The sequence below is a fragment of the Halomonas sp. ALS9 genome, assembly GCF_001651035.1.
GTDB lineage: Bacteria > Pseudomonadota > Gammaproteobacteria > Pseudomonadales > Halomonadaceae > Vreelandella.
The window spans coordinates 88,369-102,973 of the sequence record NZ_LXRG01000098.1; the positions used below are offsets into that span (position 1 = coordinate 88,369).

The following is a 14,605-nucleotide window of genomic DNA, read 5'->3' on the forward strand; positions in this document are numbered from 1 at the left end:
ATTGTTACGTTTCCGAGTGAGGCATGAGCGGTTACACCGGCCTCAGTTATTTTTAAAAAGCTTCGTTATTTAGCAACGGTTATTTGGCAACGGTTGCCTAGGGAGATCATATGCGCGATACGCAAACAAAACGTCCGTCATCAATAGGTGCGCCACAACTGGCATTTGCGGCCAGCGCGTTGGGGTTAACATTTGGTGCTCCCGCTTGGGCGGATGATGCTGCCGAACGTTTGACCGAGCGGCTGGATCCGCTTGAGCGCTATCAAGCGGCCTTTGAACAGCAGATTCTTGATGGCAGCGGCGAAAGAATGCAAAGCGCGCGCGGTGAGATGTGGTTATCGCGCCCTGGCATGCTGCGTTGGGAAGTGGAGGCGCCGTACTCTCAAACCGTAGTGTCCGACGGTGAAGATGTGTATATGTACGACCCGGATCTTGAACAGGTCACCGTTCAAGAGATGGATGATCGAGTAACCCACACCCCCGCGTTATTGCTGTCGGGAAGTTCAAACGATTTAACCGAGAGCTATGAGGTGTTCTACGAGCAGGACGGGGGAGAAGATGTCTTTACCCTGGTGCCCATCTCTGCCGATACGCTGTTTGAAGAGTTGAGCATGGTGTTTGAAGGTGAAACGTTAACCGAGCTGTGGATGATGGACAGCACCGGTCAGCGCACTTCGATTACATTTAGCAACATTACTCTCAATGGCGATATCGCCCCGGACATGTTTGATTTTGAGATTCCCGAAGGCACCGATGTTATTCGTGAAGAGCTTTAGGGGTGAGTAGTGAGTAGCGCGTTGTGAGGGGGTGAAGTGCCCCGATTTAGCAGACTGCTGCTGGTTTAACCATCAGGCGCCTTAGGGCGCCTGATCTGCTTCCTGGTCAAGGTTTTCCCGCCACGCCATGATTTCCCCAAAGCGCTTCTCCTGGCCGATGGCGCTCGGCTTAAAAAAGTCGGCTTTAGGCAGCTCTTCAGGCCAGCAGTCGTGGGCGCTGCCCGCCGGGTAGCCGTTTGGCTCATTGTGGGCATAGCGGTAGCCCTCACCGTGGCCTAGCTGTTCCATCAACTTGGTCGGCGCGTTGCGCAGGTAGGTGGGTACTTCCACCTGGGGTTGTTGACGCACGTACTGTTTAGCTTCACTCCAGGCGCGGTCGATGCGGTTGCTTTTGGGCGCCACTGCCAAATGAATCGCCGCATGGGCAATCGCCCGCAGGCCTTCGTAATCCCCCAAGCGTAAGTAAGCATCCCAGGCCGCAATCACCAGCGGTAGCGCGCGGGGGTCGGCGTTGCCGACATCTTCTGAGGCAATGGCGGTTAGCCTGCGCACCACGTCCAGGGGGTCGCCGCCGCCCTGCATAAAGCGCGCCATATATAGCAGTGCGGCATTGGGGCGCGAAGAGCGTATCGACTTATGAATCGCCGAAAGCAGGTCATAATAGGCATCGCCCTGTTTATCGAAGGCGCTGGCCTGATGGCCGATGACATCGGCGAGTACCTCTTTATGCAGCACTTCGCGGCCCGATTCCTGAGTAGCGAAATCGCAGGCGGTCTCCAAAAGCCCCAACGCTCGCCGGGCGTCGCCTGCGCTGGCGTTGGCCAAGGCGGCAAACACCTCCTCATCAACTTGGATATCTCGCTTGCCCAGCCCCCGCTCAACGTCGTTGAGGGCTTGGCGCATCACCGTGATCAGTTCCTCCTGAGTGAGGGATTTCAGCACGTAAACCCGCGCGCGGGAAAGTAGCGCCGAATTGACTTCGAAGGAGGGGTTTTCGGTGGTGGCACCAATCAGCGTCAGCAGGCCCGACTCGACATGAGGCAGTAGGGCGTCCTGCTGGCTCTTGTTGAGGCGATGAATCTCATCTAGAAAGAGAATAACCGTGGATGACATTTGCTGGGCGCGCTCCACCACGGCGCGAATCTCTTTCACCCCAGCCATTACCGCGCTGAGCTGCTCCAGATGCGCTTGGGAAGCCCTGGCCAATAGTTCTGCCAGCGTGGTTTTGCCAACGCCTGGTGGCCCCCATAGAATCATTGAGCGCACGACGCCGGATTCCGCCATGCGGCGCAGGGGTTTATCTGGCCCCACCAGCGCCTGCTGACCCACGTAATCATTTAACTGACGTGGGCGCATACGAAAGGCTAACGGGGCGTCGTCGGCAGGTGTTGCCTGGGCGCTATCAAAAAGATCCATGTAAGCTTCCGTTATAAATCAGTACGTTGAGCAACAAATCACCAACAAGTGTGAGTGGTAAACTGCGTCTTGGCGAACTACCTTTGGCGTAATCTATCAGAAAGATACACTTGCTAGGATAGCGCTAGAGGGGCATTGTTTATGATAACCCCCTACAGTTACGACACGTTCAGGTTACGATATGTGTTAGCGACAAAACATGCTTGTTACCACGCGCTTATGATCGCATACCGTCAATCACCAAGGCTTCGACGGTAGGCATGACACAATAAAAGGAGACGGTTCGATGTTAAACCAACTGCGTCTAGATCATGCCAATATGGCGAGATTACTCCATGTGCTGCAGCTCAAGCATAAGACCCTTGCCCAGGGGGAAAGGCCCAACTTCCAGCTTATGCGCGAGGTGGTCGACTACATTTTGTCCTATATGGATGGATTTGCAGCCCCCCTAGAGCGCGTTTGCGTAGAGCGATTGCAAACCCAAGCTCCAGAGCACATTGCCCTTACCGAGCAGATGGCCAATGACTACCGTGAGTTAAAGCCGCGTTTGCAGCGCCTCTCCAACGATATTGACATGGTGTTAATGGATAACATCATGCCGATGGATCGTTTTGCCGACGACTTGAAAAATTATTTGGAAGCGCATCGTGCCTATCTGCGTCACGAACGCGAGGGACTGTTTCCGCTGATTGACGAGCATTTTAGCCAGGAAGATATGGAAGAACTTCGTCAGGCGCTCCCTGAAGGTGCAGAGAAAGAGCTAGAACGCCTACAGGAAGCATATCCTGAACTTTACGCTGAACTGCGTGGGGCCGACGTGCCCGCGGTATAGCACTAACGAACAACTGGCCCTAACGATCATCGATATAATGACGGAGCATGCTAAAATAGCTGCTCCGTTTTTTTTCAGGCAGCGTCATGAAAAGCAGAGCCATGAAAGGCCCCGTGTTAATTTTTGATTCCGGTGTCGGCGGCCTGTCGGTGGCGCAGTCGCTGCGCCAACACTACCCTGATGCTGCCCTGTGCTATGCCTGCGACAACGCTTGGTTGCCCTATGGACTGCGCGAAGACGCAGCCCTGACTGACCGCATTGTGGCGGTGTGTCGTGCCGCGGTGGAAGCATGTCAGCCGAGTGTTTTGGTCGTCGCCTGCAATACCGCGAGTACCCTGGCGTTGGAAAATTTGCGTGAGCAGTTAGCAATTCCTGTAGTGGGCACCGTGCCCGCTATCAAACCTGCCGCAGCGATTAGCCAGACACGCCATATTGGACTGCTTGCCACCAAGGCCACGGTAGGGCGGCCCTATACCCAGCACTTAATTGATAGCTTTGCCAGCGATTGTGTCATTACTCGCGTGGCCGCCGATGCCTTGGTCGTCGAAGCGGAAGCATATCTAGCAGGTATTACGCCCGATACTGACCGAATACAGGCGGCGCTGGTGCCTTTATGGAACGCCGCTGCACCTCCATCGTCTGCGCATTTTTTATCTTCTGGTCATCAGACGCTGGATGCCCCAGAGCTAGATACCGTCGTACTGGGCTGCACGCATTTTCCGCTGCTAATGCCTTGGCTGTCACAGCTTGCCCCCGTGCCGCTTCATTGGGTCGATTCCGGCGACGCGATTGCCCGCCGGGTTGCGCAAGTGATTGATCAGCTCTACAGCGAGCAACAGGATGGTCGCTGCTTTACGACAGCGCCCGCTGCTGACCTGACTGCAGGTTTAGCTCGCTATGGGTTTAAGGCCTCCCAATTACTTAACGTGGGCTACTGAAGACTATTCACCACTCTTAATGCTGATCGAATTATTCAAAGGAGCAGCTTTGGCTATCCCCGTTGTAGAACCTGAACGCTACGCTGAGCAGCTAGCCGCCAAACGCGACTACCTGGAAAGTACTTTTGCCGCTTTTCAGCCACCGGCGCTTGAGGTGTTTGAATCGCCGCCGGACTACTATCGTCAGCGCTGCGAGTTTCGCATATGGCACGAAGAGGGCGACCTTTTCTACGCTATGTTTGAAGTAGATCCTGAGAATCCGAAGAACAAGCGGGTGATTCGGTTAGATCAGTACGCAGTCGCCAGTGAACGAATCAATCAGCTAATGCCGCAGCTACGTGAAGCTTGCCTTAAATCTAATGAACTGCGCCGAAAGCTGTTTCAAGTCGAGTTTTTAACCACCCTTTCAGGTGAGGCGCTGGTCACGCTGATTTACCACCGCCCGTTAGGGGAGGAGTGGGAGCATGAGGCCCGCGCGCTGGAGGTTGAATTAGGCATCATGATTATTGGCCGCTCCCGCAAGCAGCGTCTTGTGTTGACCCAAGATCATGTCTGGGAACGACTGGAGGTGGATGGCCGAACGCTGCTCTACCAGCAGGTAGAAAACAGCTTCACCCAGCCCAATGCGCATATTTGCCAAAAAATGCTTAGCTGGGCGCGAGAGGTTACGAGTGACCAGCAAGAGAAGGATGTAAAGAAAGACCTGGTCGAGCTTTACTGCGGGAACGGCAATTTTACCATTGCCCTGGCGGATAACTTCCGCCGCGTGCTGGCCACAGAAATTTCCCGCACGTCGGTGGCCAGTGCTAACGTCAACCTGGAAGCCAATGGGGTAACCAACGCACAGATTGGTCGCATGTCAGCCGAAGAATTTTCGCTGGCGTTGAAGGGAGAAAAAGCCGGACGTCGCGTGGCGGAAATGGCGCTGGAAGAGTACGATTTTTCCACCGTGCTGGTCGATCCACCGCGTGCTGGTTTAGACGCGCAGAGCTGCGAACAACTTAGCGAGTACGCCCAGATCGTCTATATTTCATGCAACCCAGCCACGTTAGCTGAAAACATGGCGATACTGACCCACACCCATCAGATAGAGCGCTTTGCGCTGTTTGACCAGTTTCCGTTTACCGACCACTGTGAGTGTGGGGTGCTGTTAAAGCGGCGCATGGATTAATAAGTATCCGACCTAATGCGTAAACGGTATGCGTCATGAACAACACGTCAGATGATTAGGGAGGCGACGATAGGTAGCGTAAGCTAGCCGGTATGTTGGCCTAAAGGCCTATTGTCCTTCGTTTTTTGGCCGTTTAATGGCCTAGGCAGTCGAGGTGATGGATGCACTACGTTGCGATTGAAGAGAGTCGGCAAGATCTTTTGAAGCAGCTCCAGGAGCGGCTACACGCGCGGTTAGACCCCGCTCGAGCAGCCACTGTGAGCGCCTTTGCTCGGCACTTTTATGCCACCGTGCCGGTGGAAGACCTAGTGGATCGTCGCCTGGACGATCTGTATGGCGCAACGCTGTCGATCTGGCAGTTTTTGCAGCACCACGATCCACAAAGCCCCAAGGTACGGGTATTTAACCCTGATTTTGAAGAGCATGGCTGGCAGTCGACGCATACCTTTGTCGCCGTTCTGCATGAAGATATGCCATTTTTGGTCGATTCGGTTCGCATTGAGCTCAACCGCCGTGGCTTGACGGTGCATGCGATACAAAACGCCGTGCTGGCAGTTGCCCGTGATGAGCGCCACCAGTTACAAGCGCTGGCCTCGCCCCGGGCAGAAAACGCGCCTGAAGCGCGCGAGTCTCTCATTGTGATTGAGGTAGACCGGCACACTGACGTGGCATTGCTTGAGAAGATCGAAAGCAATCTCAATGACGTGCTTCGCGATGTTCGCACTGCTGTTGGCGACTTCGATGCCATGTGCTCGCAAATTACTGCGTCGATTCAAGAGCTTGAGAAAAACTGCCCACCTCAGATCGACCCTGACGACCACGAAGAGGCGATTGCCTTTTTAGAGTGGATGCTCAAAGATAACTTCACTTTCCTGGGCTACGACGAGTACCTGCTGGAAGGCAGCGAGCTACAGCGTGACGCGGATAGCGTGCTGGGCGTATTCCGCCTGGATCAGCCGCGCTACTGCGAGCGCATTCGCACCGAAGAGGGTGTTGATGAGCACAATGATTATGTGCTGGTGCCTCAGCTACTGTCGTTTGCCAAAAGCGCCCATCACTCTCGAGTGCATCGGCCGACATATCCCGATTACATCACCGTTGACCGTTATGACGACGACGGCAATGTAATCGGCGAGCGGCGCTTCTTCGGCTTGTTCACCTCTACGGTGTATAACGAGTCGCCGCGCAATATTCCGCTGCTGCGACGCAAGCTGAAAGCCGTCATGGATATCGCTGGGTTTAATCCCCAGGGCCATAATGGTAAGCAGCTACTCCAGGTATTGGAAGTTTATCCCCGCGATGACCTGTTCCAGATCGATACCGAGTCACTGGCGAGTACGGCGCTGGGTATTCTCAATATTCGCGAGCGCCGCCAAGTGCGGCTGTTTATCCGCGCTGATATCAGCGGCAAGTTCTACTCCTGTCTGGTCTTTGTACCCCGCGACGTGTTCTCCACAGATCTGCGTCAGCGGATTCAAAACGTGCTGTGCGATGAGTTAGATGCCCACTTTGGTGACTTCAACACCTATTTATCCGAATCGGTGTTGGCGCGTATTCAGTTAATTCTGCGCTTTAACGGCGACGCCCCCAGCGACTACGACCTTAAACGGTTGGAGAGCAAAGTGTCACGACTGGCGCGCAGTTGGCGCGACGAGCTGCAGAACGCGATGATCGAAGGTTTCGGTGAAGAGCGCGCTAATCTGCTGATGGATCAGTTCCGTGAGGCCTTTTCAGCCAGCTATCGGGAAGATTTTTCCGCGCGTACTGCGGTGTTTGATGTTCAGCACCTGCTAACGTTGGACAACGGCGACGATTTATCGCTGTCGCTCTACCGTCCGCTGGAAGAGCAAGGCGGCGGCGTTAACCTGAAGCTGTTCCACCGTGGCACGCAAATTCCGCTATCTGACGTGCTGCCGATGATGGAAAATCTCGGCCTGCGCGTGATCGGCGAGCGCCCCTACGATATTAACGCGCCTGAACAGCGCTACTGGATTCACGACTTTGAGCTAGAGCATAGCGGTGCGGATGTCAGTCTGGGCGATATGCGCGATGTCTTTACTGAAGCCTTTAAGCGCATCTGGACTGGCGAAGCCGACAACGATGCCTTTAACCGCCTGATTATCGGCGCGGGGCTGGATTGGCGCGAAGTGGCGATGCTGCGTGGCTACGCTCGGTATCTAAAACAGATCCGCTTCGGTATGTCTCAGGATTATATTGCGGCCACGCTAGCCAACTATCCGGCCATCACCCGTGAGCTGGTTGAGCTATTCAGGCTGCGTTTTGATCCTGAGCAGCAGAGCCATGCTACCGACGAGTGCATTGCGAGCTTGAATGAGCGCTTGGAAGGAGTGGCCAGCCTTAACGACGATCAGCTGCTGCGCCGCTTTATGGAGCTGATCCTCGCCACCCTGCGTACCAACTACTACCAGCTTGCCGAAGGTGGGCGCTTTAAAGACTATATCGCCTATAAGCTTGAGCCTTCCAAAGTCACCGGTATGCCCAAGCCGCGACCGATGTTTGAAATTTTTGTCTGCTCGCCGCGGGTGGAAGGTGTTCACCTGCGTGGTGGCAAAGTGGCCCGCGGCGGTCTGCGCTGGTCGGATCGCTTTGAAGATTACCGCACCGAAGTGCTGGGGCTGGTAAAAGCGCAGCAGGTCAAGAACGCCGTTATCGTGCCGGTTGGCGCGAAAGGCGGTTTTGTGTGCAAACGCATGCCGGAAAATGCCAGCCGCGATGTCGTTCAGAAAGAGGGCATTGCCTGTTACCAAATCTTTATCCGTGCGCTGCTGGATGTTACTGACAATCTGGTGGGGGGCGATGTTGTGCCGCCGGAAAACGTTGTCCGCCACGATGAGGACGACGCTTATCTGGTAGTAGCTGCCGACAAAGGCACCGCCACTTTCTCGGATATCGCCAACGAAATTTCCATCGAGTATGGCCACTGGCTAGGGGATGCCTTTGCCTCTGGCGGTGCCAACGGCTACGACCACAAGAAAATGGGTATCACCGCTCGCGGTGCCTGGGAGTCGGTTAAGCGCCACTTCAAAAATCTTGATCTCGACACCCAGCGCGACCTGTTTAGTGTGGTGGGGATCGGCGATATGGCCGGGGATGTGTTTGGTAACGGCATGCTGCTCTCCGACAAGATTCAACTGGTGGGTGCTTTCAACCATCTGCATATCTTTGTTGACCCCAACCCGGACGCCGAGGCGTCGTTTGCAGAGCGCAAACGGCTGTTCGAACTGCCGCGTTCCAGTTGGGAAGACTACAGTCAGGAACTGATCTCCGCCGGTGGTGGCATCTTTAACCGTAGCGCCAAATCGATAAACATCACGCCGGAGATGCAGCAGGTATTTGGTATTGAGGAAGAGCGCCTGTCGCCCAATGAGCTGATCCGCGCCATGCTCAAATCCAAGGTGGATTTGATCTGGAACGGCGGTATCGGTACCTACGTGAAGGGCTCTGATGAAACTGACGCTGATGTAGGCGATAAAGCTAACGACACGCTGCGCATTAACGGTAATGACTTAAACTGTCGTGTGGTGGGTGAAGGCGGTAACCTCGGTTTGACCCAGCGCGGGCGTATGGAAGCCGCTGCCAAGGGCGTGCGCGTTTATACCGACTTTATTGATAACGCGGGTGGGGTGAACTGCTCCGACCACGAGGTCAATATCAAAATCCTGATCGATGAAGTGGTCAAACGTGGCGATATGACCGACAAGCAGCGCAATGAACTGCTGGCGGACATGACTGATGAGGTGGGTGATCTGGTGATCCTGGATAACTACCGCCAGAGTCAGGCACTCGATCTTTCGGCGATTCTCTCCGATTATTCGATGGGCCCTTACCGCCGTTTTATCAGCGAACTGGAAGCTGCAGGACAAATTGATCGCGAGCTGGAGTTCCTGCCCACTGATGAGGTGCTAAAAGAGCGCACCAGTAACGGCCAGGGGATGCGCCTGCCCGAGCTTTCGGTGCTGATCTCCTACGCCAAGAGCACCTTGAAGGGCGACTTGATCACCTCTGAAGTGCCGGATGATCATTACATTCATCGTCATTTAGAGCGGCTGTTCCCATCAGTGCTGGTTGAGCGCTTTAAAGACGAGATGTACGAGCACCGTCTTAAGCGTGAAATCGTCGCCACCCAGGTTGCCAACGATCTGGTTGATCACATGGGTATCGTCTTTGTCCGTCGCCTGATGGACTCCACCGGCGCAGGACGTGCGGATATAGCGCGAGCCTACATTGTGGCCCGTGATAGCTTCAACTTGCCTGGCCTGTGGGCGCAAATTGAAGCCCTCGATAATCAGGTACCCAACCGCATTCAGTACTCGATGATGCTCGATCTGATGCGCTTGATCCGCCGTGCCACGCGCTGGTTTGTGCGCCAGCACTTGGGGCTCTCGACCCACGATACTATCGAGTACTTTGCGCCCCGCCTAGCGCAGTTGCAGGAAGGTATTGGTGAGCTGCTCAGCGGTGAAGAGCTTAGCGCTTGGAATAACCGCCGTGACGAGCTGTTGGAAGCAGGTGTGCCCGAGGCTTTGGCATCTACCGTGGCGGCGTCATCAAGCCTCTACGCTGGGCTAGGCATTATCCAGGCGGCGCGCCTGACCAATGAAAAACCGCAGCGGGTGGCTGAAGTGTTGTATGAAATTGGCAGTCGCCTGGAGCTACCGTGGATGATTCAGCAGGTAACCCAGCTGGAAGTACGCGACGCTTGGCAGGCCCAAGCGCGAGAAACCTTCCGCGACGACATCGAGCGTCAGCAGCTTGCGCTGACCACCAGCGTACTGAAGCTCGACGCGGGAAGTCGCGATACCCCTGAGCGGGTGGCGCAGTGGCTGGATCAGCACGCTGACCTGCACCGCCGCTGGTGTCGTCTTATCGAAGAGGTACGTGGCGGCAGTGAAGTTGGCTTTGCGCTCTTCGCCGTTGCGGTACGTGAGCTGGTAGATCTTGCCGAGAGCGATAGCGAAGCGTAAGCGCTTTTCTAGCAGTAGTGTCACCAACACCGCGCCCCGAGTTTCTCGGGGCGCGGTGTTTTTTTTTGTGATTAGCTTTTCTGCACATCGCCTTTCTGCGAATAGCGGGGGCTTTGCGCTATACTGTGCGCCGCTCGCTAAGCCATCCGTTAAGTTGCCCTGGAGAGACGCCCATAATGTACAACCTCGCTCGCTCGCTGTTCTTCTGCGTTGATCCAGAAACGTCCCACGGTATGGCGCTGGGGGCGCTAGATACACTCCATCGCGTGGGAGGTGTCTCGCGGCTATTTGGCCAGCCGGTCAATGATCCTGTCGAGCTGATGGGGTTGCTGTTTGCCAATCGGGTGGGGCTAGCTGCCGGTTTGGATAAGAACGCCGATCATCTGGATGCTCTGGGCGCGCTGGGCTTTGGTTTTGTCGAAGTGGGTACCGTCACGCCTAAACCCCAGCCGGGCAACCCTAAGCCCCGGCTGTTTCGCTTGGCGCAGCACGAGGCGATCATCAACCGCTTTGGGTTTAACAACAAAGGGGTAGAGCATCTGATTCAGCAGGTTAAACAGCGCCACTACAGTGGCATAGTGGGCATCAATATCGGTAAGAATCTGACGACTTCGGTAGAGCATGCACTGGATGATTACCTGGTGTGTTTAGACGCGGTGCACCCTTGCGCGGACTACATTGCCGTTAATGTCTCGTCTCCGAATACCCCTGGGCTGCGCAGCCTACAGTTTGGTGAGCAACTGGATGCGCTATTGGGGCCGATTCGAGCGCGAGCCATGGAGCTCAATGCCCTGGCGGGCCGCAACGTGCCGCTGCTGATTAAAATCGCCCCGGATATGAGCGCTGAAGAGGTAGCGCTGATGGCAGGAAGTATTGAGCGCAATGCCCTTGATGGTGTGATTGCCACCAATACAACGGTTTCCCGTGAAGCCGTGCAGGGCGATCGATATGCGGATGAGGCCGGAGGGCTCTCTGGGAAACCGGTTTTTGAGGCATCCAATCGCATTATTCGCCAGCTGCGTGAGCATCTCCCCCGGCTTCCGATTATTGGCGTAGGCGGTATTGATAGCGCCGCTGCCGCCCAGGCCAAGATCGCCGCTGGCGCGGATTTAGTCCAGCTCTACTCAGGGTTGATCTACCAAGGGCCTAAACTAGTCGGAGAATGTGCGAGGGCATTGAAGGCAACTAAAAAGCCCACTTGAAAAAGTGGGCTCACTGAAAACCTCGCGTTTAAAATATTTCTTTAAACATTGAAAAATAAAACGTTAGGCCATGACTAGGGGGTTTTTATGGATGCCTGAGATGCCGGTCATCCCATCCCACTGGTCGCCGCGACCTTCACGCCAACCGCTCATCCAATATTCGCGTAAATTGATATCTTGACTGGGACAGTCATCACGAGAACGACCTGATACACCTGCTTTATAACCGTGGACATAAGCCCGCTGGAAGCGATCACGTTTTTGCCGTTTCATTGGCTAACCTCTTTTCTCGAAAGTCTTTGTTTCACGAAAGCCTTTGATAAGAAATAGAATGTTGTCTAAGCGATAGCACAAAGTATGCCCGAAAACACTGCTATTCCGAGAGCTTGCTTCAAGAGCGAGACGCCACATCAACTCATCTGTCTAGCACTCACGAGCTGAACGGGCCGAGCGGCGATCTCATTCAAATCATTTCATCCAAATCATAGGCCGAGTTTTGAATCGACCCTGACAGGCAACGCATGCGTTTTTCAGTAGCTACTCTCTTATTGTTAGACCATGATGGTGTCATCTGTCGACTACCAATTTGTCATAAAACGTAAACTCATTTGCTATATATAGGAATTCCGCGCCTTTACGCGCCGCTATTATCATGACCGAGTCGAATCAACACGCCCCCTTGAGTCTGCTAGCCACTTGTCCGAAAGGTATTGAAGGCTTGCTCCACGATGAACTAGTGTCACTGGGCGCCACGCCGGGCAAAACCACGGTGGCCGGTGTCTATTTCACCGCCAGCCAAGCCATCGCCTACCGCGTATGCCTGTGGTCGCGATTGGCCAACCGGGTTATTTTAATCCTGGTGCGCGAGTCGATGATCGACACCGCGGAGCAGGTGCGCGATGTGGTCGCCCGCATCGCCTGGACGCAACACCTGGCAGCGGGTAACACGCTGGCGGTGGATTTCCACGGCCGCAGCGAGCATATTCGCCACACCCGCTTTGGTGCACAAACCGTTAAAGATGGCGTTGTGGACGCACTACAGCTGGCGGGTCAGGAACGCCCTAACGTTGATACCAAAACCCCGCATTTGCGCATCTACGCCCACCTGCACCGGATGAATTTAACCATTGGCCTGGATCTCTCTGGTGAGAGTCTGCACCGCCGCGGTTATCGCCGGGATGTGGGCCATGCGCCGCTAAAAGAGAACTTGGCCGCAGCGCTATTGGTACGCGCGGGCTGGCCCGAGCGTTTAAAAGCGGGAGAGCCGTTGATTGATCCGCTGTGCGGCGCAGGCACGCTACTCATTGAAGCCGCGATGATGGCCGCCGACCAGGCGCCCAACCTTAACCGTGAGCGCTTCGGCTTTCACGGCTGGGCAGGGCACATTGACGAAGCGTGGCGGGAGCAGAAGCGCGAAGCAGAAGCGCGCGCTTCGATTGGCCGCAAGCGCTGCAAAGCGCAGCTCTTAGGCTTCGACCAGAGCCCAGCGGCGCTCAATGCGGCCAAAGCCAATGCCATGCGAGCAGGTATTCCAGCGCTGATTTCCCTGCATGGGCAGAGCCTTGCTCAGCTTACCCGACCAGAAACGCTCAACGCAGAAAGCGGTCTACTGATTACCAACCCACCTTACGGTGAGCGCCTGGGCGAGCTGCCTGAGCTGGTACGCCTCTACGCACAGTTGGGTGAGAAAGCCAAAGCGCTGTTCCCCGGCTGGACACTGGCGGTATTTACCGGCAACCCGGATCTCGGCCACCGGCTGGCCATGCGGGCACACAAACAGTATGCGCTTAAAAACGGTGCCTTGGAGGCCAAGCTGCTGCTGATGGAGATTGGTGGTGCCGAGCGTTCGCCTGCGGCTAGCGACGTGCACCAGGTTAGCGCTGAAAATGGCGCTGAGCCGACAACGGAAGAGCGCCAAGAAACGCCTCAAGCTTCAGCCCCGAAAGGCTCAGACAACGCCCAGATGTTTGCCAACAGACTGATTAAAAATCAGAAGCGGCTGAAAAAATGGCTCAAACAGAGCGGCGAAACCAGCTACCGCGTCTATGACGCCGATATGCCCGAGTACGCTCTGGCGGTAGACCGCTACGGAGATCGTGTACACGTCCAAGAGTATGCGGCACCCAGCTCAATCAACCCGTCTCAGGCGCAGAAGCGCTTGTACGATGCCTTGGAAGTCATGCCTGAAGCGCTTAACGTTGACGCCAGCAAAATCTATATCAAGCGCCGCGAGCGTCAAGCCGGCAGCGCCCAGTACCAGAAACGCGCGGCCAGCGGTGAGCGTTTTGAGGTGCAGGAGGGCGAAGCACGGCTATGGGTCAACCTGCGTGACTATCTCGATACCGGGCTGTTTCTTGACCACCGCCCGGTACGACGCATGCTGGGCGAAATGGCCAGCGGCAAGCGCTTTTTAAACCTATTCTGTTACACCGCCACGGCGACGGTACAGGCGGCATTAGGTGGTGCCAGCGACAGCGTCAGCGTAGACATGTCCAACACCTACCTGGAGTGGGCCAAAGACAACTTTGCGCTCAATAAGCTCGATACACGACTACACCGGGTAGTGCGCGACGACTGCTTCCGTTGGCTGGAAACCGCCAACGCCGAGTTCGACCTGATCTTTATGGATCCACCGACGTTCTCTAACTCGAAGAAAATGCGCGATACGCTCGACGTGCAGCGTGATCACCCGCGGCTTGTGGAGCTCGCCATGGCGCGTTTAGCGCCCGGAGGTACCTTGGTGTTTTCTAATAACCAGCGCCGTTTTAAACTAGATGAAGCACTCAGTGAGCGCTACGCGGTAGAAGATATCACCGGGCGCAGTTTCGACCCCGATTTCCAGCGGCGCACAAACCTGCACCATGTGTTTCTACTGCGTCATAATGGGCTATAACTTACGCCATATATCAGCGCAGCAAGGGCGTTTTAAGAGAGTTCAAACATGATTCAGCTATCGCTCTATACAACGATGGGCTGCCACCTGTGCAGCCAGCTAGAAGCTCTGGTGGCCGCACTCGCTAATCAAAAAGTGTGGCTGCACCACATCGAGATTAGTGACGACACCGCCCTGGTTGAGCGCTACGGCGTGCGGATACCAGTGATAGTGGATAGTGAAGGCAATGAGCTGGACTGTGGCTTTGAGCTGGAGCGCTTAAGCGACTGGTTGCGCGAGCGTGGCTGGCTGGATGAGGCGGCGCTGGCAGCGTTCACCGAACTGCCAGACAGCGCAGCGCCCAAAGGCGCCCATGAGCGTGACGGTCGGCGTTTCTTGGGCTAGTTGAAAAC

Annotated in this window: 10 protein-coding genes; 8 read left to right on the forward strand and 2 right to left on the reverse strand. The window is 55.4% G+C overall.

Translation table 11 applies throughout. From position 1 onward, the window contains the following. The first annotated feature begins 110 nt into the window (after positions 1 to 110). Entirely contained in the window at positions 111 to 776 is a 666-nt protein-coding gene (gene lolA, locus A6R74_RS07575) for an outer membrane lipoprotein chaperone LolA (RefSeq protein ID WP_064233933.1), read from the forward strand. 81 nt (positions 777 to 857) lie between these two features. Here the strand turns inward: lolA and A6R74_RS07580 are convergent, their stop codons facing one another. Beyond that, positions 858 to 2,192, reverse strand: coding sequence for a replication-associated recombination protein A (locus tag A6R74_RS07580; RefSeq protein WP_064233934.1), 1,335 nt, complete (start codon positions 2,190 to 2,192; stop codon positions 858 to 860). A gap of 286 nt (positions 2,193 to 2,478) precedes the next feature. Here A6R74_RS07580 and A6R74_RS07585 point away from each other — a divergent pair, with 286 nt between their 5' ends. The 5 genes from A6R74_RS07585 (at position 2,479) to A6R74_RS07605 (ending at position 11,320) form a co-directional block, all read left to right on the forward strand. Beyond that, positions 2,479 to 3,024: a hemerythrin domain-containing protein gene (locus tag A6R74_RS07585; RefSeq protein ID WP_064233935.1), complete on the forward strand. Its 546-nt coding sequence runs from the start codon at positions 2,479 to 2,481 to the stop codon at positions 3,022 to 3,024. 101 nt (positions 3,025 to 3,125) lie between these two features. After that, complete coding sequence (locus A6R74_RS07590; RefSeq protein WP_064233963.1) at positions 3,126 to 3,962, forward strand: glutamate racemase; 837 nt, start codon at positions 3,126 to 3,128, stop codon at positions 3,960 to 3,962. A 49-nt stretch (positions 3,963 to 4,011) separates the two neighbouring features. Beyond that, entirely contained in the window at positions 4,012 to 5,133 is a 1,122-nt protein-coding gene (gene trmA, locus A6R74_RS07595; protein WP_064233936.1) for a tRNA (uridine(54)-C5)-methyltransferase TrmA, read from the forward strand. A gap of 161 nt (positions 5,134 to 5,294) precedes the next feature. After that, complete coding sequence (locus A6R74_RS07600) at positions 5,295 to 10,118, forward strand: NAD-glutamate dehydrogenase (protein WP_064233937.1); 4,824 nt, start codon at positions 5,295 to 5,297, stop codon at positions 10,116 to 10,118. Positions 10,119 to 10,294: 176 nt separating this feature from the next. Continuing rightward, complete coding sequence (locus A6R74_RS07605; protein WP_064233938.1) at positions 10,295 to 11,320, forward strand: quinone-dependent dihydroorotate dehydrogenase; 1,026 nt, start codon at positions 10,295 to 10,297, stop codon at positions 11,318 to 11,320. A gap of 63 nt (positions 11,321 to 11,383) precedes the next feature. On the opposite strand, the gene rmf is transcribed toward A6R74_RS07605, so the two are convergent. After that, positions 11,384 to 11,593, reverse strand: coding sequence for a ribosome modulation factor (gene rmf, locus A6R74_RS07610; protein ID WP_007111057.1), 210 nt, complete (start codon positions 11,591 to 11,593; stop codon positions 11,384 to 11,386). A gap of 379 nt (positions 11,594 to 11,972) precedes the next feature. Between rmf and rlmKL the strand changes: the two genes are divergently transcribed. Next, a complete protein-coding gene (gene rlmKL / locus A6R74_RS07615; protein WP_064233939.1) occupies positions 11,973 to 14,213 on the forward strand; it encodes a bifunctional 23S rRNA (guanine(2069)-N(7))-methyltransferase RlmK/23S rRNA (guanine(2445)-N(2))-methyltransferase RlmL in 2,241 nt (746 codons plus the stop codon). Positions 14,214 to 14,261: 48 nt separating this feature from the next. Then, entirely contained in the window at positions 14,262 to 14,597 is a 336-nt protein-coding gene (locus A6R74_RS07620) for a glutaredoxin family protein (RefSeq protein ID WP_064233940.1), read from the forward strand. Positions 14,598 to 14,605: the final 8 nt, after the last annotated feature.